This window comes from Hydrogenoanaerobacterium sp., assembly GCF_032017025.1.
In the GTDB taxonomy this organism is placed as follows: domain Bacteria; phylum Bacillota; class Clostridia; order Oscillospirales; family Ruminococcaceae; genus Hydrogenoanaerobacterium.
Window position 1 is genome coordinate 48,379 of the sequence record NZ_DALZQO010000005.1, and the last position, 22,407, is coordinate 70,785.

Annotated in this window: 21 protein-coding genes; 16 read left to right on the top strand and 5 right to left on the bottom strand. The window is 49.6% G+C overall.

Going from position 1 to position 22,407, the window contains the following annotated elements; all coding sequences use genetic code 11:
- Positions 1-266 precede the first annotated feature (266 nt).
- Genes RTV33_RS04710 through RTV33_RS04720 form a run of 3 tightly spaced genes read left to right on the top strand, consistent with a single transcriptional unit; the run spans position 267 to position 4,358 of the window.
- Positions 267-2,417, top strand: a complete 2,151-nt coding sequence (locus RTV33_RS04710) for a hydantoinase/oxoprolinase family protein (protein WP_312642078.1) — start codon at positions 267-269, stop codon at positions 2,415-2,417.
- A gap of 22 nt (positions 2,418-2,439) precedes the next feature.
- Positions 2,440-2,997 (top strand): hypothetical protein, encoded by a 558-nt coding sequence (locus RTV33_RS04715; protein ID WP_312642080.1) that lies wholly within the window; start codon positions 2,440-2,442, stop codon positions 2,995-2,997.
- Positions 2,994-4,358 carry an FAD-dependent oxidoreductase gene (locus RTV33_RS04720; RefSeq protein ID WP_312642082.1) on the top strand — a complete coding sequence of 455 codons (1,365 nt, stop codon included), beginning with the start codon at positions 2,994-2,996 and terminating at the stop codon, positions 4,356-4,358. Before RTV33_RS04715 ends, RTV33_RS04720 begins: the two co-directional genes overlap by 4 nt.
- Before the next feature lie 95 nt (positions 4,359-4,453).
- Here RTV33_RS04720 and RTV33_RS04725 read toward each other — a convergent pair whose 3' ends face one another.
- Positions 4,454-4,879, bottom strand: coding sequence for an ATP-binding protein (locus RTV33_RS04725; RefSeq protein WP_312642084.1), 426 nt, complete (start codon positions 4,877-4,879; stop codon positions 4,454-4,456).
- Between the two features lie 72 nt (positions 4,880-4,951).
- Here RTV33_RS04725 and RTV33_RS04730 point away from each other — a divergent pair, with 72 nt between their 5' ends.
- From RTV33_RS04730 to RTV33_RS04740, 3 genes are read left to right on the top strand one after another with little or no spacing between them, the layout of a single operon-like run.
- The gene (locus RTV33_RS04730) at positions 4,952-5,482 is read left to right on the top strand and encodes an ECF transporter S component (protein WP_312642086.1); all 531 of its coding nucleotides are present in this window, start codon (positions 4,952-4,954) and stop codon (positions 5,480-5,482) included.
- Complete coding sequence (locus tag RTV33_RS04735; protein WP_312642088.1) at positions 5,475-5,888, top strand: DUF1893 domain-containing protein; 414 nt, start codon at positions 5,475-5,477, stop codon at positions 5,886-5,888. Before RTV33_RS04730 ends, RTV33_RS04735 begins: the two co-directional genes overlap by 8 nt.
- A 15-nt stretch (positions 5,889-5,903) precedes the next feature.
- On the top strand, positions 5,904-7,049 hold the full coding sequence (locus RTV33_RS04740; protein ID WP_312642090.1) for an aldo/keto reductase: 1,146 nt from the start codon (positions 5,904-5,906) through the stop codon (positions 7,047-7,049).
- Between the two features lie 105 nt (positions 7,050-7,154).
- Here the strand turns inward: RTV33_RS04740 and RTV33_RS04745 are convergent, their stop codons facing one another.
- The gene (locus tag RTV33_RS04745; protein ID WP_312642092.1) at positions 7,155-7,706 is read right to left on the bottom strand and encodes a TIGR01440 family protein; all 552 of its coding nucleotides are present in this window, start codon (positions 7,704-7,706) and stop codon (positions 7,155-7,157) included.
- A 217-nt stretch (positions 7,707-7,923) separates the two neighbouring features.
- On the bottom strand, positions 7,924-8,946 hold the full coding sequence (locus RTV33_RS04750; RefSeq protein WP_312642094.1) for a LacI family DNA-binding transcriptional regulator: 1,023 nt from the start codon (positions 8,944-8,946) through the stop codon (positions 7,924-7,926).
- A gap of 420 nt (positions 8,947-9,366) precedes the next feature.
- On the opposite strand from RTV33_RS04750, the gene RTV33_RS04755 reads away from it, so the two are divergent.
- The 9 genes from RTV33_RS04755 to RTV33_RS04795 all read left to right on the top strand — a co-directional run bounded on the left by RTV33_RS04755 (position 9,367) and on the right by RTV33_RS04795 (position 19,325).
- Positions 9,367-10,467 (top strand): BMP family ABC transporter substrate-binding protein, encoded by a 1,101-nt coding sequence (locus RTV33_RS04755; RefSeq protein WP_312642096.1) that lies wholly within the window; start codon positions 9,367-9,369, stop codon positions 10,465-10,467.
- A gap of 137 nt (positions 10,468-10,604) precedes the next feature.
- Positions 10,605-12,140, top strand: coding sequence for an ABC transporter ATP-binding protein (locus tag RTV33_RS04760; RefSeq protein ID WP_312642216.1), 1,536 nt, complete (start codon positions 10,605-10,607; stop codon positions 12,138-12,140).
- The gene (locus tag RTV33_RS04765; RefSeq protein WP_312642098.1) at positions 12,137-13,195 is read left to right on the top strand and encodes an ABC transporter permease; all 1,059 of its coding nucleotides are present in this window, start codon (positions 12,137-12,139) and stop codon (positions 13,193-13,195) included. Before RTV33_RS04760 ends, RTV33_RS04765 begins: the two co-directional genes overlap by 4 nt.
- Before the next feature lie 16 nt (positions 13,196-13,211).
- Positions 13,212-14,144 (top strand): ABC transporter permease, encoded by a 933-nt coding sequence (locus RTV33_RS04770; protein ID WP_312642101.1) that lies wholly within the window; start codon positions 13,212-13,214, stop codon positions 14,142-14,144.
- A 25-nt stretch (positions 14,145-14,169) separates the two neighbouring features.
- The gene (gene rihB / locus RTV33_RS04775) at positions 14,170-15,105 is read left to right on the top strand and encodes a ribosylpyrimidine nucleosidase (RefSeq protein WP_312642103.1); all 936 of its coding nucleotides are present in this window, start codon (positions 14,170-14,172) and stop codon (positions 15,103-15,105) included.
- 44 nt (positions 15,106-15,149) lie between these two features.
- Complete coding sequence (locus RTV33_RS04780) at positions 15,150-16,421, top strand: ArgE/DapE family deacylase (protein WP_312642105.1); 1,272 nt, start codon at positions 15,150-15,152, stop codon at positions 16,419-16,421.
- A 16-nt stretch (positions 16,422-16,437) separates the two neighbouring features.
- Positions 16,438-17,178 (top strand): glutamine amidotransferase, encoded by a 741-nt coding sequence (locus RTV33_RS04785; RefSeq protein ID WP_312642107.1) that lies wholly within the window; start codon positions 16,438-16,440, stop codon positions 17,176-17,178.
- Between the two features lie 24 nt (positions 17,179-17,202).
- Positions 17,203-18,363 carry a M20 family metallopeptidase gene (locus RTV33_RS04790; protein ID WP_312642109.1) on the top strand — a complete coding sequence of 387 codons (1,161 nt, stop codon included), beginning with the start codon at positions 17,203-17,205 and terminating at the stop codon, positions 18,361-18,363.
- A 59-nt stretch (positions 18,364-18,422) separates the two neighbouring features.
- Entirely contained in the window at positions 18,423-19,325 is a 903-nt protein-coding gene (locus RTV33_RS04795) for a ribokinase (protein ID WP_312642111.1), read from the top strand.
- Between the two features lie 68 nt (positions 19,326-19,393).
- Here the strand turns inward: RTV33_RS04795 and RTV33_RS04800 are convergent, their stop codons facing one another.
- Complete coding sequence (locus RTV33_RS04800; RefSeq protein ID WP_312642113.1) at positions 19,394-20,323, bottom strand: LysR family transcriptional regulator; 930 nt, start codon at positions 20,321-20,323, stop codon at positions 19,394-19,396.
- A 48-nt stretch (positions 20,324-20,371) separates the two neighbouring features.
- Positions 20,372-20,644 carry a GNAT family N-acetyltransferase gene (locus tag RTV33_RS04805; RefSeq protein WP_312642115.1) on the bottom strand — a complete coding sequence of 91 codons (273 nt, stop codon included), beginning with the start codon at positions 20,642-20,644 and terminating at the stop codon, positions 20,372-20,374.
- A 157-nt stretch (positions 20,645-20,801) separates the two neighbouring features.
- Between RTV33_RS04805 and RTV33_RS04810 the strand changes: the two genes are divergently transcribed.
- Entirely contained in the window at positions 20,802-22,385 is a 1,584-nt protein-coding gene (locus RTV33_RS04810; protein ID WP_312642117.1) for a peptide chain release factor 3, read from the top strand.
- Positions 22,386-22,407: the final 22 nt, after the last annotated feature.

Below are 22,407 nucleotides of genomic sequence, written 5' to 3' on the forward strand. Positions count from 1 at the left end.
CGTATGGACTGCAAACTTTACCGAGGTAGATGTAAACGGCATCACCAAAAAGCTGCTGCCTTACCTGTGGGCCATCGCTATATTTGGCGTGGTGCTTGCCGGTGTGCTGTATTTCTAAAAAAGTACAAACAAGCTCATCCCATACCATGGAAAGGGGCGCTATGCCATGGCGTCCCTTTCCACTTGCGATTCGGAATAATCGTTTTTAAAGGGTTGTTCGGAATCAGAAGTGGAAGCCGGAAAACGGCATATTAAGGAGGAAAACCATGAAAGTTCGTATTGGCATTGACGTTGGCGGAACTTTTACCGACGCCGTCGCCATCAACAGTGATACCTATGAGCTGATCGGCACTGTAAAAACACCCACCACACATACCGCGCCTGAGGGCGTAGCCGCAGGCATTGTGCGGGTTTTGCATGAGGTTATGGAACAGTGCGGTATAAAACCCGCAGAGGTAATGTTTATCGCCCACGGAACGACTCAGGCAACCAATGCGCTGTTGGAGGGAGACGTAGCCAAGGTGGGCATTGTCACCCTGGGGCGTGGGCTGGAGGGCGCCAAAAGCAGGAGCGATACCAACATGGGCAGCATCGAGCTTGCAGCAGGTAAGTTTTTGTCCACCCAAAATGAATATGCAGACACCGGCTCGGACGACTTGCTTGCTACGGTGAAGGGTGCTGTAGAGCAGCTGCTGGCTAAGGACTGTACCAGCATTGTAGCGGCAGAGGCTTTCAGCGTGGACGACCCCGCCAACGAAAATATGACGGTGCAAATCTGCACGGAAGACGGTATTCCCGGTACCGCCACCAATGATATTTCAAAGCTTTACGGGCTTAAAATACGTACCCGTACCGCTGTGGTAAACGCAAGCATCATGCCAAAAATGCTGGAGGCCGCCAACATGACCGAAAAAAGCATTCGGGATGCGGGCATCACCAGCCCACTGATGGTGATGCGCTGTGACGGCGGTGTTATGACGGTGGACGAGGTACGAGGACGCCCTATCCTCACCATTCTTTCCGGGCCGGCTGCCGGTGTGGCGGGTGCCTTGATGTATGAAAAGCTTACCGACGGCATCTTTTTTGAGGTGGGGGGAACCTCCACCGATATTTCCTGCGTTAAAGACGGCAAGGTGATGATTCAGTACGCCGAGGTGGGCGGGCACAAAACCTATCTCAACAGTTTGGATGTACGCACCGTGGGAATTGGCGGCGGCAGCATGGTGCAGATAAAGAACGGCAGTGCTGTAGATACCGGCCCGCGTTCGGCTCACATCGCCGGGCTTGAGTACGAGGTGTATTCCGACCCCGATGCAATTCAAAACCCAAGACTTACCGCCATTCGCCCCACCCCTACCGACCCGGACTATGCATGCATTGAGTGCGACGGAGGGGTTAGGGTATCTCTTACTATGGCGGGTGCCGCAAATCTTGCAGGCTATGTAAAACCGGGGGATTACGCCTTTGGTAACATTGAGGCTGCGCGCAGGGCGTGGCGTCCCCTTGCCGAAAGCATGGGCTGCACCGTGGAGGAGGCAGCGAAAAAGGTGCTGGGCTTTGCTGCTGAAAAGAACGGAAAAATTGCCGTCCAACTGATGAAGGATTATCAGATGGATCACCGTACCACGGTGTTTGTGGGCGGGGGAGGCGGTGCCGCCGCAGTGGTGCCTCACTTGGCAGAGACCACAGGGCATAAGCACCGTATTGCGCAAAATGCGCCGGTCATCTCCACAATTGGTGTCGCCCTTGCTATGGTACGTGACATGGTCGAGCGCACCGTAACCAACCCCACCGAGCAAGACATCATCAGCGTACGGCGCGAAGCAGAACTTAAGGCCATTCAAAGCGGAGCTGCGCCCGGAACGGTGGAGGTGAGTGTGGAGGTAGATACCCAGCGCAATTTGGTGCGGGCTGTCGCCGTGGGTGCTACGGAACTGCGCAGCAAAAACCTCATGGCCAAAAAGTTGGAGAAGGACGCGCTGCTTAAAATAGCAGCGGAAAATATGGAGACCGGCACTAAGAGTTTGGAAATTGTGGCGGAAAACGGAAGTATGCACGCCATTCAATACGACAAGGTAGTAAAAAAACTGTTTGGGTTGAGCAAAAAAATCACCCGTCCACTGCGCCTCATTGACGAGGAGGGGGTGATCCGCCTGCAGAAGAACAATGCGTGGGTGCTCGGTGCAACGGTAGAGAATTGGGAAAAGCAGGTGGCACACCTGCTTGAGGAGCTTACCGAATACAACGACGGAGGCGCCAACATGCCAAACCTCTATGTGGTGCTGGGTAAGCGGATCATTGACCTTTCGGGCTTGCAAAGTGATACCCAGATTTATAGTTTGGGTAACGTAGAGCTGTCGGGCTGCGGCAAAAAGGAAAAACTGATTGTGGCAGCCACCAAACGGATAGACGCATAAACCGCGTAAGGAGGAAGCCGTTATGCCGAAGTACACATTGCCTTTTCCCGGACGTGAGTTGGCGGAGCAAGAGCTCAGCTATGACCCCTGTTATGCGAAAATACCGCCGGAGCACCGCACACACATCGTGGAGCAAGCCTGGAATAAAGGTGCGGCAGCGGCAGAGGACGTATTTGCACGCTATGGCGGTGAGGAAGATTTTTTTGCCATTGCAGAACAAAGCGGGCTTACCTGTACCAAGCTGGAAAAAGATTATGTGGTGGGTGATCGAAGATATTTCAGCGATTACCTTTCGGGGCAGAACAAAATAAACCTTTACTTAGGGTCTATCGCATTGTGGGCCGATCAAAACGAGCTGACTTTGCAAGCGGCGGAAAATATAATTTTAAGTCATGAGTACTTTCATTTTCTCGAATGGAACACTCTGGGGCTGACCAGCAGAGACTATAAGGTGCCCATGTTAGTGCTGGGGCCACTGAAAATTGGCAGAACCGGTGTGCGTGCCCTTTCAGAAATTGGGGCCCACGCTTTTGCGCGTACTTATTATGAACTAAAAAATAAGCGGGAGGAAAAGCAATGAAACAAATGCTTTCATACGACGTAGCAATCATGGGGGGCGGGCCAGCCGGTGCTGTCGCCGCTATCGCCGCTGCCCGCGGAGGTGCTAAAACCCTACTGGTGGAACAAGGCGGCTATTTGGGTGGGGCGCTCACAGCCTGTGGCACCGGTCCGCAAATGACCTTTCATGCGGGTAAAACCCAAGTGGTGAGGGGCATTGCGGATGAGATTGTGGAGCGCTTGAAGGCGCTGGATTTTTCCCTCGGGCATATGGACGATTTTGTAGGCTACGCCAGCAGTGTAACCCCTTTTGATGCCGAGGGCATGAAGCTGGTGCTGGAAACAATGGCCCTTGAGGCAGGGGTTACATTGCTGTACCATACCACCTATACCGGTTGCACCGTAAAAAACGGGCGCATTCAGTCGGTACAGCTTTATGCCAAAAACGGTTTTTTTGATGTGGAGGCGCAGGTGTTTCTCGATTGTACCGCTGATGCAGATTTAGCTGCCCATGCAGGGGTACCCACCGTTTACGGGCGGGAGACCGATCACCTTGCCCAGCCCATGACGATGAACATCAAGGTGGCAGGAGTAGACCGAGAAAAAATGATGGATTATGTGGTACAGCACCAGCAGGATATGCTGCCTACGATACCCTTTGATTGCCTGCAAAGCATTCCCCGTACCGGAATGCAGGGCGCGTATTCTCAGATAAGGCTGGCTAAAGGCCGGGGGGAATTTGATATTGACCGTGACATGGTGCTCTGCTTCGAAACCAATAACAAGGGCGAATTCATCCTGAACATGTCGCGCATCACCAAAAAGTCTGCAATAGACGCTTTCGATTTGACCGACGCTACGGTGGAGGGGCGCCGGCAGGCGCATCAAATCGTAGCATTTATGAAAAAGTATATTCCGGGCTTTGAAAACTGCCATATCCTATCCACTGGCCCGCACATCGGCATTCGCGAGAGCCGCAAGATTGATGGCATTTACAAGCTCACCGCGGAAGACCTGCTGGGCAACCGCATGTTTTCTGATGCCATCGCAATGGGAGGTTACCCCATCGATATTCACTCGCCGGACGGCGAAAGTATGTGCCACCGTTATCTCCGCCCTGGCAGTTGGTATTCGGTACCTTACCGCTGCCTTGTAACAAGTGAGGTTGAGAACCTGATTGTGGCGGGGCGCTGCATTAGTGCCACCCATGAGGCCTGTGCGGCGGTGCGAGTTACCCCCATTGTAATGGCTGTTGCCGAGGCAGCTGGCACGGCCGCTGCCCAAAGCGCGCTCGGCGGAACTCCTGCCAATCGGCTGGAAACAGAGCCGCTGCGGGCGGCGCTGCGCTCAAACGGAGTCTTCTTGGAAGAATATAACGAATAATTGTATTGGATAGAAAGACCCGCCCTGTCAAGAAGTTCTTAGCAGGGCGGATTTATCTGTGTTTATTTAAGCAGCATTACATCGGCGGTAAAACCCTATATTTCATCCGTCTCATCTTCAACATCAATCGCTGCAGTTTCAAGATGAAACCAAAATTCTACACCGTCCGGTGTGTTGCGCACACCGAATTCCTGCCCGTGCAGCTCTATAATACTGCGCATAATGGCGAGCCCGTAGCTTTGAGCCTCCAGCCCACGCGCCTCGTCGGTGCGGTAAAAACTGATAAAGAGTTTCTCTAAATCAGCAGGCGGAATCCACTTGTCTGCAGTGAGTATGCGTACAAGGCAGCGTCCGTTGCACCGCTCGGTCGAAACCCGGATGCTTACGCCGTCATCGGCGTACTTCACCGCATTTTTAAACAGGTTGGTAAACACCTGTTCAATGCGCTGATAGTCCGCATTGACAATAATTTCGTCCGGCAGCTTGCGCGTTATGGCAAGCTGCTTTTTTGTACACCACAAGTAAGGCTTTTTAATCGCAATTTTTTGTGTTACAATGTATTGTATATTTTACCTGCTGAAAGGGGATTTCGCATGAACTCTGCTACCGCGTTACGAACCAAACGTCTAACCTACAGCGGGCTGCTTGTTGCAGCCGGTATACTTCTGCCGCAGGTGTTTCATCTTATTGGGGGTGGGCCTGTGGGCAGCATCTTTCTGCCTATGCACATTCCCGTGCTTATTGCGGGCTTGTTGTGTGGACCTGCGTCGGGCGCGCTGGTGGGGGCGCTGTCGCCGGTGCTCAGTTCATTGCTTACCGGCATGCCGCCTATGGCAAAGCTGCCGTTTATGTTCTGCGAGCTGATTGCCTACGGCTTTTTTGCCGGCCTGTTTACCCGCAGAAAGTGGAATGTTTATTTCGCCATGATTAGCTCACAGGTTGCGGGCAGGGTGGTATATGCACTGGCACTGCTGGCAGCGGCGTACCTGTTTCGGCTGGATGTTCCCGCGGTAAGCAGCGTGGCTGCCGCTGTGGTAACGGGGTTGCCGGGCATTGCGATTCAACTTGTTTTAGTGCCGCCCGTAGTGTTGGCACTGAGAAAGGCAGGTAAATTCTATGAGTAAGCTTGAAACTGCAAAAGCAACGCTGCAAGAACAAGATGCAAGCTGTGTTGCAGTAAAAAATGATGTTGTGTCTTTATCGCACGAGCGCGGCATTAAGCCCATTGTACAGTGGCTTGCACAGGATGAGACCTTTTTTAAAGGTGCATATGTCGCGGATAAGGTCATTGGCAGAGCTGCTGCGCTGCTGCTCGTGTACGGTGGGGTGAAGGAGCTTTTTGCGGGCGTGCTCAGCGAGCCTGCCGCTGCGGTTCTTGCCGAGCACGGTGTGGCATATGAATATGGGAAGCTGGTGCCTCACATCATCAACCGTACGGGTGACGATATGTGCCCCATGGAACGGCGTGCTTTGAGCATTACCTTGCCCGAACAGGCTTATGAGACATTTAAAGCATTGATTCTAAAATAAAAATGAGGTGACAACATGCAGTACAGAAAATGTGGCAATACAGGGGTAGAGGTTTCTGCGCTCGGGTTTGGTTGTATGCGCCTGCCTACTGCCGATGGCGTTGCACTCAGCGCGAATATCGACCAGGCCGAGGCCACTCGTATCATTCGCCATGCCATTGACAGCGGGGTAAACTATATCGATACCGCTTATTTTTACCACGATGGAAACAGTGAAGCAGCAGTAGGCGAAGCACTGTTGGGCGGCTACCGCGAGCGTGTACAGCTTGCAACGAAGTCGCCGGTTTACAGCTTTGAGAGTGAGGAAGATTTTGACCGTGTGCTCGACGAGCAGCTTGCACGCCTGCAAACCGACCACATCGATTTTTACCTGCTGCACGCGCTCAGCCTGCGAACCTGGAAGGAAAAGGTGCTGAAATTTCATCTGCTTGAGAAGATGGAAAAAGCAAAACGAGATGGAAAGATTCGCTTCATTGGGTTCTCGTTTCATGACAATTACGACGCATTTGTTACGATGGTAGATGGCTTTGATCGGTGGGATTTCTGCCAAATTCAGCTCAACTATGTCGGTACCGATTATCAGGCGGGGCTTCGAGGGCTGGAGTATGCTGCAGCAAAGGGGCTGGGCGTTATTATCATGGAGCCGCTCTTGGGCGGCAGGCTGGCGGTTCCGCCCGAGCAGGTGGCAAAAGCGCTTTCTTGCGAAAAAACACCGGTGGAATGGGCGCTTGACTATTTATGGAACCGCCCCGAGGTTTCGCTTGTACTCAGTGGTATGGGTACCATGCAACAAACTGAGGATAACCTAACCTACGCGGGCCGTTCGTCAGTGGGCATGCTCAGCGAAGGTGAACTCGCTATGCTCGCACATGCAAAGACGGTATTTGACACTATGGCGCTGGTGCCCTGCACCAAGTGTGCTTACTGCATGCCTTGCCCATTCGGGCTGGACATCCCGAAAATCTATGAGGCATACAATCTTACGGTGTCTGCCGGTATACGAAAAGCGTTGGAGAGTTATAACGAAATTTCCGTAAAAGCAGACGCGTGCAAACGCTGCCAAAAGTGCGAAAAGCTCTGCCCGCAGGCAATTGCATCCAGCGAGCTGATGCCGCAGATCGCCGATTCATTTACAAACGCAAAAATTGAGGATGATGATTGACCGTGAATGAGAGGTTGCATTTCCAACTTCACCTAAAAAAGACAAACCTGATTTTACAGGTTTGTCTTTTTTAATGCCGCGTAGCACCAATTCTATTTATCGAGGTTACATTAGATGATCATCGTAAATGGCACGAACACCGCCAACAAATTTTGGTCTGGTGCGAGCGCATAGTATGTTTGCCTCGCCAATTTTGGTTATAGTTAGCCGAATGGGTACCGCTATCTTCTTCAAGTGCATTCCAATCAATGTGCCGCCAATATCAATGCCCGCATTTGCTTTTATTTCTTCTACCGCAATAGGTTCATCAAAATTGTTATATGCAGCAGTCGCAAAGCTTCCGCCTGCTTTTGGCTGTGGAATAACATTTACCCGCTCTAACCCATAAATGTGAGCCGCTTGTTTTTCAATAATAATGGAACGATTTAAATGCTCGCAGCATTGGGCAGCTAAAAACATTCCGCTTTCTTTTAAAATGGGGTAAATGCCATCAAAAATTGCATTTGCGATATCCATGCTGGAAGAGGAACCGATATCATGCCCTGCTACTTCACTTGTGGAACAGCCAATCACTAGAATATCATTTTTCGTCAATTTTGCTATATCAATCAGTTGTGTAACAGCCTCACAGGACTGCTGCTTAATGGTATCAAGCAATTTTTATTACTCCTTCTTGTTTCATGTTGATAAAACTTTGCTCAGTAGAAGCATTTTAAATATACATGTGGTTAACCGGAACATCTTAATTTTATTATACAACAGTTGTCAATAAATTAATCGGCTGAAATGTAGGAACCGATACAGCTTAGAAATTAGTTGATGATGGGATTGAAAACAAAACGATATGTTGAGGAGAACCACGAAAACTGCAATTCTAATTTTGGGGGTAGGCGGTTGTGCTTTTACGCACAATCAGTTCTGGTTCAAAAATAGTAGTATCTCCGCCGAGAGGCTCGTGCTCAATAATGGAAATTAGTTTTTTGGTTGCCGCACAGCCCATTAGCTCAATGGGCTGCTTGATGGTGGTGAGAGGTACCTCCAAAATCTCAGAGAGAAAGATGTCGTCGTAGCCAATGACTGAGATATCAGCAGGTACGCACAGCCCATGGGCTTTCAGTCCTTTATAAACACCGTATGCCATCATATCGTTAAAGGCAAAGATGGCGGAGAAATCTTTGCCTATCAAACTATGTACTGCGTTGATTCCGCTACCCATATCGTAACCGCCTTCAAAAATCAAGCTTTCATCAAAAACAATGCCCGCTTCCATCAGCGCTTTTTTATACCCATCCAGCCGATCACGGGAATCTTCAAGGTAGTTAGGGCCGGTAACACAGGCAATACGCTTGTGTCCTAGCTCCAGCAGGTGCTGGGTTGCCATATATCCACCTCTAATATGATCCAGCCGTACAATTGCACGGTTAGGCATGGGATAGGAGCGGTCAATCATAACAAAGGGAATGTTGAGTGCGCCGAGCAAATCGTAGCTTTTTTGAAAATTTTCACGGGTGCTGTCGACTGACATGCAATAGAGGATGCCGTCGACGCTTTTGCTGGCAAGCACATGGATATATTCGATGTCGCGCTGATGATTATCGCTTGTGTTGCAAAGAATCAGCGTCCAACCGTTTCTTCTGCATTCGTCCTCAATGCCTTTTGCCAGAGAGGAAAAAAAGTTATTGCGAATGTCTGAGACGATCAACCCGATGGTCTTTGTGCGCTTTTTAATAAGCCCAACCGCAAGCTGATTAGGGCGGTAATGCAGCTCTTTTGCTGTTTTTAAAACAAGCTCCTTGGTCTTTTGTGAAATTTTAGAGGGCTTATTGTTCAGCACCAAAGAAACTGTTGTTACCGACAAATTGGTTTTGGCGGCAATATCTTTAATTGTCGTACGCACATTACTCACCTGTATTTCTATCTATTTCGACTTACTGCACTTATTATACATGCAAAGTAGAGAATAGTAAACAGCAATAAAATCAAGAAAATGGGGCTCATACCAGAGCATGGAATAAAAATAAAAGACCTTCGTCAGTATTTCTATGAAACAACGCATGAATTTAGCTAAATAAACAAAAATAATAGTTTTTTGAAAAATATTAGATGCATGATTGACAAAGTCAAAAAAATAGAATAATATGTAGATACATTAAGTAAAACGTTTTATCTTTTAAAAAAGCTAAAATATGAATTAAACCTAAACCTGGGAAAATTTAATTACTTTTCCAATAAAACGTTTTATTTTTGGGTAAAAAAGAATGCAATTTGCCGCTTTGGCAATGCAGATAAAGACACATATTATTAGGGAGGAACGAAAATGAAAAAAGTATTAGCAGTTTTACTGGCATTAACTTTGGTAATGGCGATGTTTGCCGGTTGTGGCAGCAAGCCAGCAGAGAGCGCAGCTCCCGCAGAATCCGGTTCGACAGCTCCAGCAGATTCCAGTTCCGCAGCCCCGGCTGAAAAACCCTTAAAGGTTGCCCTGATCTATTCCGGATTCCTCGGTGATAAGTCGTTTAACGATTCTGCACATGAGGGCGCGCTGAAAGCGGTAGAAGATTTTGGAATTGAACTCAAAGAGATGGAATCCAAAGAGCCGACCGAGTGGGAGTCCAACTTTGTTGCAATGGCTGCCGACGGTTATGACCTTGTCATTGGCGTTTCCACACAGTTCCAAGAGATTATGGCAAAGCATTGCCCCGAATTCCCCAACACCAAATTCGCCTTGATCGACGGCGTGGTTGATGGTAACAACATTGTTTCTTCTACCTTTGCGCAAAACGAGGGTTCTTTCCTCGCTGGCGCTGCTGCTGCAATGTTTACTACAAAAACCGACATCTCCGGTGTCAATGCAGATAAAACCATCGGCTGGGTCGGCGGCATGGATATCCCCGTTTTGCATGACTTCTTTGTAGGCTACGAGCAGGGTGCAAAATACATAGACCCCGACATTAAAATTCTGCAAGCCTTTGCAGGCACCTTTAACGACCCACTAAAGGGAAAAGAGCTCACCATTGCACAGTACAGCCAGGGTGCAGATGTTGTTATGAACGTTGCTTCCGGCACAGGTACCGGTATTTTGGAAGCTGCAAAGGAGCAGGGCAAATTTGCAATCGGTGTTGACTTAAACCAAGACGGCGTATACCCCGGTTCTATCCTGACATCTATGCTCAAACGTGTTGACCAGGGTACATACCTTGCAATCGAATCGGTTATAAAAGGCACCTTTGAGGGCGGAAAAACCACCTATCTGGATATCAGCAACGGCGGCGTAGGCCTTACTGATATGTCCACCATGAAAACCGCACTCGGCGACAAATTCCCGCAGGATATTCTGGATAAAATCGTTGAGCTAGAGGCAAAAGTAAAATCCGGCGAAATTAAAGTAAATGCGTATGAGGGCTTTGGCAGAAATTAGCCCTTCAAGAACGAACAATAAATGACATTGAAGTGGCCTGTTGCTCGAACAGGCCACTTCAAAAAAATAACCACAGCAATACGATAACCCAGAAGCAGGTGGAAGGGGTGGAGTCGGTGAACGAATATATTGTAGAAATGACCGATATTGAAAAAAGCTTTGCACTGGTAAAAGCAGTCAGCAACGGACAGTTCAATTTAAAAAAAGGCGAGATACACTCACTGATTGGTGAAAACGGTGCCGGAAAATCGACCATGATGAAAATGCTGTACGGCATTTACGGTCACGACAGCGGTATCATCAAAATAAAGGGTACCGAGATGACTGGGCTTACACCGAAAATTGCAATTGAACACGGAATCGGCATGGTCCACCAGGAATTCATGCTGGTCAACGAGTTAACGGTGCTCGAAAACATTATTTTGGGCTTTGAGCCAAAAAAGAATATCACCATTGACTTTGATAAAGCAAGAAAAGAGATACAAAAGTACATAGATACGTACAAAATGGATATCCAGCCTAACAAACGAATTAACCAAATCTCCGTGGGTGAAGCCCAGAGAGTTGAGATTATAAAAACCCTGTACCGCGGTGCAGAAATTGTCATTCTTGATGAACCCACAGCGGTGCTCACCCCACAGGAATGCAAAAAGTTTTTTGAAATTCTGAACAGCCTTAAAGAGGACGGCAAATCCGTTGTTTTTATTTCACACAAGCTGGGCGAGGTTATGGAGATTTCCGATCGCATCACGGTAATGCGGCAGGGCAAGTATGTGGATACCGTAAACAAGGAGAATACCGGCACCGCCGAGCTTGCAAAAATGATGGTGGGCCGTGAGGTATTCCTGAACGTAGCCAAGAAAAAAACCGAGGTAGGCAAAACCGTTTTGCAGGTGGATAATCTGTGGACATCGGGAGAAAAGGAGCTTTCTAAAATCAGAGGTGTTTCTCTGGACGTAAAAGCAGGCGAGATCGTCGGCATTGCGGGTATTGACGGTAACGGTCAAAGCGAGCTGATCGAAGCGATTGCGGGGCTGCGCAAGGTGGAGAAAGGCTCGGTAACACTTGATGGCGGCGACATTACCAACAAATCTCCTGGAAAAATTCGCGAAGCCGGGCTTACCCATATCCCCGAGGATAGAAACCTACGCGGGCTCAACCGCGGAATGTCGATTATGGACAATATGGTTGCGGTCAAGGTTGACCGGAAGCCCTTTGCAAAGGGGATTGTGCAGAGCCGCAAGGAGATTCTCAACTTTTCTGAGAAGCTGATTGAAAAGTTCGATGTCCGCCCGCGCAACCCCTTGGCACTAACACAGGCGCTATCCGGCGGAAACGCACAAAAAATAGTGGTTGCACGTGAGGTTGATGCAGACGGAAAGCTGCTGATTGCATCGCAGCCGTCCCGCGGTGTAGACATCGGCGCAATCGAGTCGATACGTAAAATCTTAAATGAAGTAAAAGCAAACGGAAAAGGAATTCTACTGGTATCAGCGGATCTTGAGGAGATATTGTCGCTTTCCGACCGCATTATCGTGATGTATGAAGGAAAGGTAACCGGTATGATGAGTGCTGAGGAAGCGAACGAAGATAATATTGGCATGCTGATGATGGGCGGCTACCCCGAGAGCACAGATAATACAGCAGTGGTGGGAGGCGAGGTTTTATCATGAAGACAAACAACAAATATATTAACCTTCTGCTTACCATCGTTGTTTCCATGCTGATTGGCGCTGTAATTATGCTGATTCTGGGCTTTAACCCGCTGGAGGCATATTTTCAGCTCTTTAAAGGTGCTTTTGTCGGTAAACTGAACCTCGGCACAACCCTGCAAAAGTTTGTTCCGCTGCTGCTCACCGCAATGGCATTTGTCATATCCTCCCGCGTAGGCGTATTCAACGTGGGTGTTGAGGGCGAGCTGTATCTCGGCGCAATGGCGGCTGCTTGGGTGGGGTTCACCTTTAAGGGGCTTCCGGCTCCCATCCATCTCATTCTGTGCTTTGCGGCAGCTATGCTGGTGGGTGCGGCATGGGCATACATTCCCGGCTCTCTCAAGGCAAGGCTTGGTGTCAACGAGGTATGCGTCACCATTTTAATGAACTATGTGGCGAAATACATCACTTCCTACCTGGTAAATGGGCCATTTAGTGCAAAAACAGGCGTTCCCCAAACCCCCGCTGTGGCGGACGGCGTAAAGCTTACCCAGTTTATGAAACCCAGCCAGGCGCACACAGGTTTGTTTATAGCCATTGCGGTGGTGGTTGTGATTTTCTGGCTGATGTCCCGTTCCACAATGGGTTACAAATTTACAAGTGCGGGGCTTAACCCACTGCATGCGCAGTATGTCGGCATCGACCCTAAGAAAACCATGATCCGCGCAATGCTCCTTTCGGGCGCGGTGGGCGGTATCGCGGGCGCAATCGAAATCCTCGGCGTGTATGGTTACTTCCTAGATAACTTCTCCTCCGGTATTGCCATGGACGGCATGCTTGCAGCACTAATCGTTAAAAATGATATTAAAATGGTTCCGCTGATGGCATTCTTCCTCGCCGTGCTCAAATCCGGTGCACTGGGCATGGAGCGTTATACCGGCGTGCCGAAGTCGATCGTAGATACCATTATCGCAATCTTTATCATCTTTGCTACCATGGAGGCACTGTTTGCTTTTCATAAGCGACACAAGGCAAAAAAAGAAGAAAAATCGGCACAGCCCAGTAAACAAAATTAAAGAGGAGGGCTATGAAATGGAATTAAGTTCAATTTTTGATTTTACATTAATCTACGCAACCATTCGAGCCGCTACTCCCATTTTGTTTGCAGCGCTCGCAGCGGTTATTACACAGCAGGCAGATATTATCAACATCGGTACCGAGGGCATTATGCTTACAGGTGCATTTGCAGCGGTCTGTATCAGCTTCTTTACGGGCAGCTGGTTGCTGGCACTGCTGGTTTCTATGGCGGCAGGTGCGGTTATGGCAATGATTATGGCAGTGGCGCACATCAAATACAAAGCGGATATCTGTGCAATCGGTACAGCAATTAACATGCTTGCGCTGGCGATTACAAAATTTGGTATCAAGCAGTTTCTGGGTACCACCGGCAGCTTTACCGACCCCAAAATCATTGCAATCCCCAAGTTGCACATCGCTCTGTTTGACAACAACAAATATCTCAACGGCCTATTTAATAATTGGTCAATGATGGAGATTTTTGGCATTGTTATGGTGTTTGTAATGAGCTTTCTGCTTTACCGCACAGTTTGGGGCCTGCGCTTGCGCTCGGTAGGCCGTTTCCCCATGGCGGCAGAGACAGCGGGTATTCATGTAAACAAGATGAAATATCAGGTAATGCTGATTTCAGGCTTGCTCGGCGGTATGGCGGGCGCACACCTTTCTATTGGCTATTCGCAGATGTTTACCGAGAACATGACCAACGGAAGAGGCTTTATGGGTGTTGCAGCTATGTTCTTTGGCGGCGCAAATCCGATCATGGCATGGATCGGCTGCCTGCTGTTCGGCTTTACCGATTCGCTTGGCGGAAGGCTGCAGGCGTATGGATGGCCATCTCAGTTTGTGCTGATGATGCCTTACATCATTACCATTGCGGTACTGGCGGTATCGTTGTGGCGTAAATATGTAAAAGAAGCCAAGGCTAAGAGCTCTTTAATCACAAAATAATAATTAAGATAAAAGGAGTAGAAAAATGGATAGAAGAAAAATTATTTTGGACTGTGACCCCGGGCATGATGATGCGGTTGCCATTTTAATGGCGGCAAAGCACCCAAAACTTGAGCTGCTGGGTATTACCGTTGTTGCAGGCAACCAGACCTTGGAGAAAACCTCGCGCAATGCGCTGAATGTCTGCCAGCACCTCGGCATCGATGTGCCGGTGTGTGCGGGCTGCGGGTTCCCCATGGTGCGCCAGAAACAGGTGATTGCAGATGATATTCACGGTGAAACCGGCCTTGATGGCCCCGTGTTTGAGCCGCTTACCAAGCAGCTTGACCCGAGACATGGCGTCGATTTCATGATTGAAACCCTGCTCGCGTCTGATGGAGATATCACACTTGTTCCCACCGGCCCCCTCACCAACATTGCAATGGCAATGCGCCGCGAGCCCAGAATTGTAGAGAAAATTCAGGAGATTGTACTGATGGGCGGTGCGTACCAGCTCGGCAACATGACCCCCGCGGCGGAGTTTAATATCTTGGCGGATGCGGAGGCTGCGTATGTGGTGTTCACATCAGGCAGGCCGATTGTGATGATGGGGCTTGACCTCACCAGACAAGCTCTTTGTTATCCCGAAATCGTTGACCGTATGGAGAAGATTGGTACCAAGGCGGCACACTTGTTTGCCGACCTGATGCGTTTCTTTGGTGCAACACAAAAAAAGGTGTTCGGCTGGGCGGGCGGGCCTTTGCATGACCCTACCTGCATTGCTTATCTCATCGACCCTACCTGTATTGAAACCAAGGATATGTACACAGAGATAGAAATCAGAAGTGAAAAATGCTACGGGCGCACTTTGTGTGACTACTTTAATACTCAACACCGTGAACCCAACTCCAAGGTTTGCATCAAGCTGGATCAGGAGAAGTTCTGGAACATCGTCGAAGAGTGTATTCGGCTTTACAACTAGGGTTTGCGAAAAGCCCCAAACCAAGCTCATAAGGGGGATGCAGAATGATAGAAAAGCTAAGACAGACACTGGAGAAGAACAAGGATAAATACATAACGCGCCTTTCCGAGCTGGTAGCCATCGATACCCATGATCTAGGGCATGGCATTGACGGCGGGCTGGAAAAAGAGGGGCAGGACTATATGGTCGAGTTGTTCCGGCAGATGGGCGCATCCTCTGTGGTAAAAGACCAAATGACCGAGGCTGTGATTGAGCAAAGCATTGCACAGCACCAAGAGGGTAACCCCGGGCACAACTACGATGGGCGCTACAATGTCTACGCCACCTTTGAAGGCGAGGGCAGCAAGTCCATACTTTTTAACGGGCATATCGATACTATGCCTGCAGGCGATGAGAAGCTTTGGAGTACCCCGCGCCATACTCCCACGGTAAAGGACGACAAAATGTACGGGTTGGGTGTATGCGATATGAAGGGCGGGCTGATGGCCTCCGCTATGGCGGTGGAGCTGCTCAAGGACGCGGGCATTCCTCTGCCCGGCAAAGTTGTCATCACGTCGGTGGTGGATGAAGAGGGCGGCGGTAACGGTTCCATTGCCGCCGCCATGAATGGGCAGAGCGCCGATGCCGTGGTGGTGTGCGAGCCTACCGATCAAGAACTCATCGCCGCGCATATGGGATTTATCTTCTTTAAGATAGAGATAGGTGGCAAGGCGGTGCATTCCGGCTCCAAGTGGCTGGGCGTGAGTGCAATTGAAAAAGCGGTAAAGCTGATGGCGGCGATTGACGAGTTGGAGCATAAGTGGCTGATGACCTATAAGCATGCACTGCTGCCAGCGCCTACCTCCAATGTTGGTGTAATTGAGGGAGGAACAGCGGGCTCTACTGTGGCCGATTACTGCTGCTTTAAAACCTGCGTGCACTACCTTCCGGGGCAGATGAGCCACGAGCAGGTGGTGGAGGAGTACACGGGTGCTATCTACCGCTGTTGCGAGGGCGACGAGTGGCTCAAAGACCACAAGCCAAACATCTCAATTTATCAGGCAGGCGGTTCATTTGAAATGGAGCTGGAGCACAGCTTCATTGAATCGTTCCGCCGCGCTTATCAAATAGCTATGGGTGCTCAGGTTAAAGTTGTGGGCTCCCCTGCGGGGTGCGATTCACGCGTGTGGAAGAACATTGCGCAGTGCCCCACCCTGCAATACGGCCCCGGCAGACAGGCGCAATGCCATGCCGTAAACGAATACATTGAGCTGCAGCAATACCTCGATGCAATTTTAGTTTATGCACAACTGATTTTAGATTGGTGCCAAGAATAACAAGGAGGAAACAGTCATGAAAAAAGTTTTGATTGCCGGTGAAAGCTGGATGAGCTATACCACCCATGTAAAGGGCTTTGACAGCTTCTATACATCGGTGTATGAGGAGGGTGTGGAGTATATCCGCACTGCTATTGAAAAAGCAGGCTATCAGGTGGATTATATTCCAAACCATCTGGCGCCCGAAAAATTTCCGTTTACAATGGAGGGATTAAAAGAATACTCCTGTGTCATCCTGTCCGATATCGGCTCCAACACGCTGCTGCTTTCGCCCCAAACCTTTGCAAAAAGCATAAGAACGCCTAACCGCTGCCAACTGATTAAAGATTATGTAGAGCAGGGCGGCGCGTTTATGATGGTAGGCGGCTACATGTCGTTTACCGGTGTGGATGCGAAAACCAGATACGGTCAGACTCCGGTGCAGGATGTTCTACCGGTGCAGTGCCTTGATACCGATGACAGAGCCGAACACCCCGAAGGGGTGGTGCCTATTGCGGTAAAAGAACACGAGGCAATCAACGGCCTTCCCAAAGAATGGCCCCATTTTCTCGGCTACAACAAAACCAAGGCGATCCCACAGGGAGAGGTTCTGGTAACCATAGATGGCGACCCGCTTATTGCGGTGGGCGAATTCGGCAAAGGTAAATCTGCCGTGTTCACCTCCGACTGTGCGCCCCACTGGGGCCCACCGGAATTTGTAAACTGGCAGTATTACAACGAGCTTTGGAAAGGGCTTCTCGATTACCTCACAAAATAAATACAAATGCAGGGGCGATAAATAATGTTACAACCTATAACACAGGCTCAAAAGGATGAAGCAGTAAAGCTGCTGAGCGATACCATCGGTATCGTGACGGTTAATCCAGAAGGAGAGGAGAGGTTGCTGGCAGAGTTTATCGCCTCTTATTTAAAAGCGACAGGGTGCGCTGTGGAGCTGCAAAACTTTGCACCGCGCAGAGCAAATATAATTGCAACACTAAAAGGGCGCAGCAACGGAAAAGCGCTGCTGCTGAACGGACATTTGGATACCGTCCCCTTTGGAAATACAGATGTATGGGATACCCCGCCGCACCTTGCAACAATTCGGGGAGACACCTTGTACGGACGGGGTGCAAGTGATATGAAGAGCGGGCTGTGTGCGGCGTTGTGTGCGTTTCGCAGGCTTGCTCTTGAGGGCTTTGTACCGGAAAATGACATCATTTTTGCTGGGACCGGCGATGAAGAAACGCTGGGGCTCGGCGCGCAGGCGGCAGTGGAGAGCGGCTTGCTAAATCATGTGGGACGTATTATAATAGGAGAGCCCACAGGCAATCAGATTTCGGTGGCGTCCAAGGGCACTCTGTGGCTGGAGTTTTCCATCCATGGAAAAACCTCGCATGGTGCATACCCGTGGGAGGGCATCAACGCTGTGGAGCTGGCCTATAAGCTCTTCGAAGAGCTGAAGAACTGCATCGGCACGGCAAAACACCCGTATCTTTCGGCGCCCACCTGTACACTCACCAAAATACAAGGCGGGGTTAAGGTGAATATGGTACCAGACCGGTGTGATATGGCATTGGATATTCGTACGGTACCCGCCATTTTACATAGCGAGCTGCTGTTACGGCTCGATGCGCTCATCGCTCAGTTTGAGCAGCAGTATTCAGGTGCAAAGATAGAATACCGCGTTCTTACCAACCGCATGGCGGCGGAAATTTCGCCAAACGACGCACTGGTGCGGGAGCTTTCTCAAACAGTGCAGGCGGTGTGCGGTGCAAAGCCGCAGCTTACGGGAACCGGGTTTTTCAGCGATGCATCCATCTTTTTGCGGGAATATGCCCTGCCGGTTGTACTGTTTGGTCCGGGGGAAAGCAGCGAGGCGCACAAGCCAAACGAAAGCGTTTCGTTAAAGAGCTATCTTACTGCGGCTCAGTGCTATTATCATTTTTTACAGAGGCAATAAACCCTTTACAGGGGTAAACAGATAAAACTTTTAAGCATAAAAGCGGATAGGAGATTAGAATGAAACTATTGAATTTTGGGTCGCTCAACATAGACTATGTTTACAAGGTCGACCATTTTGTCCGTCCAGGTGAAACGATGTCATCAGAATCTCGGCAGACCTTTTGCGGCGGCAAGGGGCTTAACCAGTCCATTGCGCTTGCAAGGGCGGGGGTACAAGTGTACCATGCCGGTGCTGTAGGCAAAGCGGACGGTGATATGCTGCGCGAGGTTTTGCAAAAAAACCATGTAAACATCGACTTTATAAGGCAGTGTGAAGATGTTGCCACAGGGCATGCCATCATTCAGGTGAACCATTCGGGGCAAAACTGCATCCTGCTTTATGGCGGTGCAAACCAAACCATGACCGAGCAGCACATCGATGAGACACTTGCCGGCTTTTCGTCGGGCGATTTTCTCATCCTGCAAAATGAAATTAACAATATGCGCTATATTATGGAGCAGGCACACAAAAAGGGGCTTGTAATTGTGCTTAACCCGTCACCCATGAATGAGAAAATACTCGAGCTTCCTCTCGAGTATGTCGATTATTTCATGCTGAACGAGGTGGAAGCGGCGGATATCTGCGGCACTGAGGATAAGGATGGCCTGCTGGAACAATTGGCACAGAAATACCCGGGTGCGAAAATTGTGCTGACACTTGGCAAGCATGGGGTACAGTACAAAGACGGCGATCAGGTACTGTCGCACGGTATCTATAAGGTGCCGGTGGTGGATACCACTGCGGCGGGAGATACCTTTACGGGCTTTTTCATCGGCAGTTTGGCACAGGGCTACGCCGCCGATGAGGCACTGCGTTTGGCATCGGTTGCATCGTCCATCGCTGTGTCGCGACAGGGCGCCGAAACCTCCATCCCCTACATGGATGAGGTGAAAAGCAGCAAGCTGGAAGCGGAATCATAAAACCTACATAAAAACAACCGGAGAGCCACAGTGTATCGCTGTGATTCTCCGGTTGTTTTTGGTTACAGTCAAACAAGCAAACAGGTGCGTGCCGCACTTTTGACCGACTGTACAAACATTTTCTCCCAGGCATTCAGCTCATAATCCTTAGGGTATACGACAAGATCCTTGCTGCCAAGCGAAGAAATGGAACAATGACGCAGTACGAGCTCGTTTTTCTCTAAGAATGGCTTTGTCACAGGGGGCGACCACAGGTAAGCACCTGCTACCTCCCGCAGCAGCTGGTATTGTGTGCCTTGCTCATACAAGTAGATGCACTTAGCGGACGGCTGCATCGGTGTTTCGGCAATGGTCTGCGCGCAGGAAGACGCAGGGGCTTCAAAATCACCGTAAGCGACTTCGGTATAATTCACCAGCGCACCGTAGGGAATTTCACTCAAAGGTGCGAGGGGATGATGCTTTGACATCAAAATACCCATCGAATATTCCCACAGCACCTCGCGCCTTAGCTGCTGTTCTTCCAGAAAAGAGAGATAATCACCCTCAAACAGGTTGGGGCAGCGAATGATGGCGAGGTTGGACTTGCCCGCCGTAACATCGCGGATAGCGGTCATCGAGTTTGCTTCCTTAAAGCTGACAGATAGGGGCGCACCGCGCTTCATCCTGCTTAAAAAATCGGTAAACGCACACGAGATATAATCTGCGCGGGGAACCGACACGCTAAACCGAATGCTCTTCTCCTCGGGTACCTTGTACATCGATTCCAGCTCATCTACCTGCGAGAGGATAGTGCTGGCATGCGAGAGAAACTCTGCCCCCTCGCGGGTGGGCGCTACGCCCTTAGCCGTGCGCCTGAAAATAGTAATGCCGAGCTCCCGTTCCAGCTCTTTGATTGCCTTGCTCAGGTTGGGCTGCCCCATAAACAGGTTCTGGGCCGCTTTGCTGATGGATTTTGCCTTGTCAACCTCGATTACATATTTTAAAGAAAGCAGATTCACTTAATCACCCCTTTCGTATAGGATAGCTTAGAGGTATCGGCTTGAGTTTTATGCGAGCAGGTCGGCGTGTTCAGGGTGTTTCTGAAACCAGCTCACCGCGTAAGGGCAGGTGGGATGTACCTTTTTGCCATCGGAGCGTAGCTTTTGCACAGCAGCTTCCATCAGCTTGCTAGCAATGCCCTGTCCACGCAGGCTGTCATCCACAAAGGTATGATTTATGTTTGCAACATGAACTGATTCTGCCGGAAAAGTGACTTCTGCCACAAGCTTACCGGACTCATCGTTGTAATAGATACGGCTGTTTTCTATAATAAAATGCATTGATTGGCACCCCCTGCCAACATTATAACACAAAAGCAGTAAAAAAATGCGCTCCAATCAGGTGTTTTTCTTTATCATATCGGGGAATATAGTTGCGTGCAGACTACAAAAATGCTATTATTAAAAGGTTAGATTGCAATATGTGGAGGAATCAAGTTTGGCTGATATAAAAACTGAAATAGAGCGCAGAAGAACGTTTGCGATTATTTCTCACCCCGATGCGGGTAAGACAACGCTGACCGAGAAATTTCTGCTGTACGGCGGCGCAATTGCGCTGGCAGGCTCGGTAAAGGGCAAGAAAACGGCAAAGCATGCGGTCTCTGACTGGATGGAGATTGAAAAGCAGAGAGGTATCTCGGTGACGTCATCGGTTATGCAGTTCAATTACGAGGGCTACTGCATCAATATTCTGGATACCCCGGGGCATCAGGACTTTTCAGAGGATACCTACCGCACACTTATGGCGGCGGACAGCGCAGTTATGGTTATCGATGCTTCAAAGGGCGTTGAGAACCAAACCAGAAAGCTGTTTAAGGTATGCCTGCTGCGCGACATCCCCATCTTTACCTTTATCAATAAGATGGACAGAGAAGCGCGTGATCCGTTTGATTTGATGGAGGAGATTGAGAACGAGCTGGGCATCAAAACCTACCCCATCAACTGGCCGATTGGCTGCGGCAAGGAATTTAAGGGCGTGTATGACCGTCATAAAAAAGAAATCATCTCGTTTACCGCAAACAACGGGCAGCATGAGGTGGAAAAAATAGAGGTCGATATCAACGACCCCCGTTTGGAAGAGCTCATCGGCGAGCAGCACCACAAAACGCTTGTAGATGACATCGAACTGCTCGACGGCGCCAGCTACGAGTTTGATATGGAGGCAGTTCGCCACGGCAAGCTTTCCCCCGTGTTCTTTGGCTCGGCGCTCACCAACTTTGGTGTAGAGCCGTTTCTTGAGGACTTTTTAAAGATGACCACACCGCCGCTTCCACGTGAATCGAGCATTGGTGAGGTTGACCCGTTCAGCAAGGAATTTTCTGCGTTTGTATTTAAAATTCAGGCAAACATGAACAAAGCGCACCGCGACAGAATTGCATTTATGCGTATCTGCTCGGGCCGCTTTGATAAAAACATGGAGGTTACGCATATTCAGGGCGGCAAAAACCTCAAGCTTTCGCAGCCGCAGCAGATCATGGCGCAAGACCGTGAAATCATTGATGAAGCATATGCGGGCGATATCATCGGTGTGTTCGACCCCGGCATCTTTTCCATCGGCGATACCATAAGCGTGCCGAGCAAAAAGTTCGAGTTCGCAGGGATCCCAACGTTTGCGCCCGAGCATTTTGCACGCATCCGCCAAAAGGATACCCTGAAACGTAAGCAGTTTGTGAAGGGCACCACCCAGATAGCACAGGAGGGTGCGATTCAGATTTTCCAGGAGCCGCTCAAGGGCATGGAAGAGGTAATTGTGGGCGTTGTAGGTACACTTCAGTTTGACGTGCTGGAATACCGCCTAAAAAACGAGTACAATGTAGATATTATCATGGACCGTCTGGCTTACCAGTACATCCGCTGGATTGAAAACGAGGATATCGACATTAAATCGCTGAGTCTCAGCTCGGACACCAAGGTCGTGCAGGATTTCAAAGGCCGCTACCTGCTTTTGTTTACCGACAGCTGGAACATCAACTGGGCACTGGATAAAAACAAAGGGCTTGAACTCTCTGAATTTGGACGCTAATATAAGTTGATACAATAAAAAC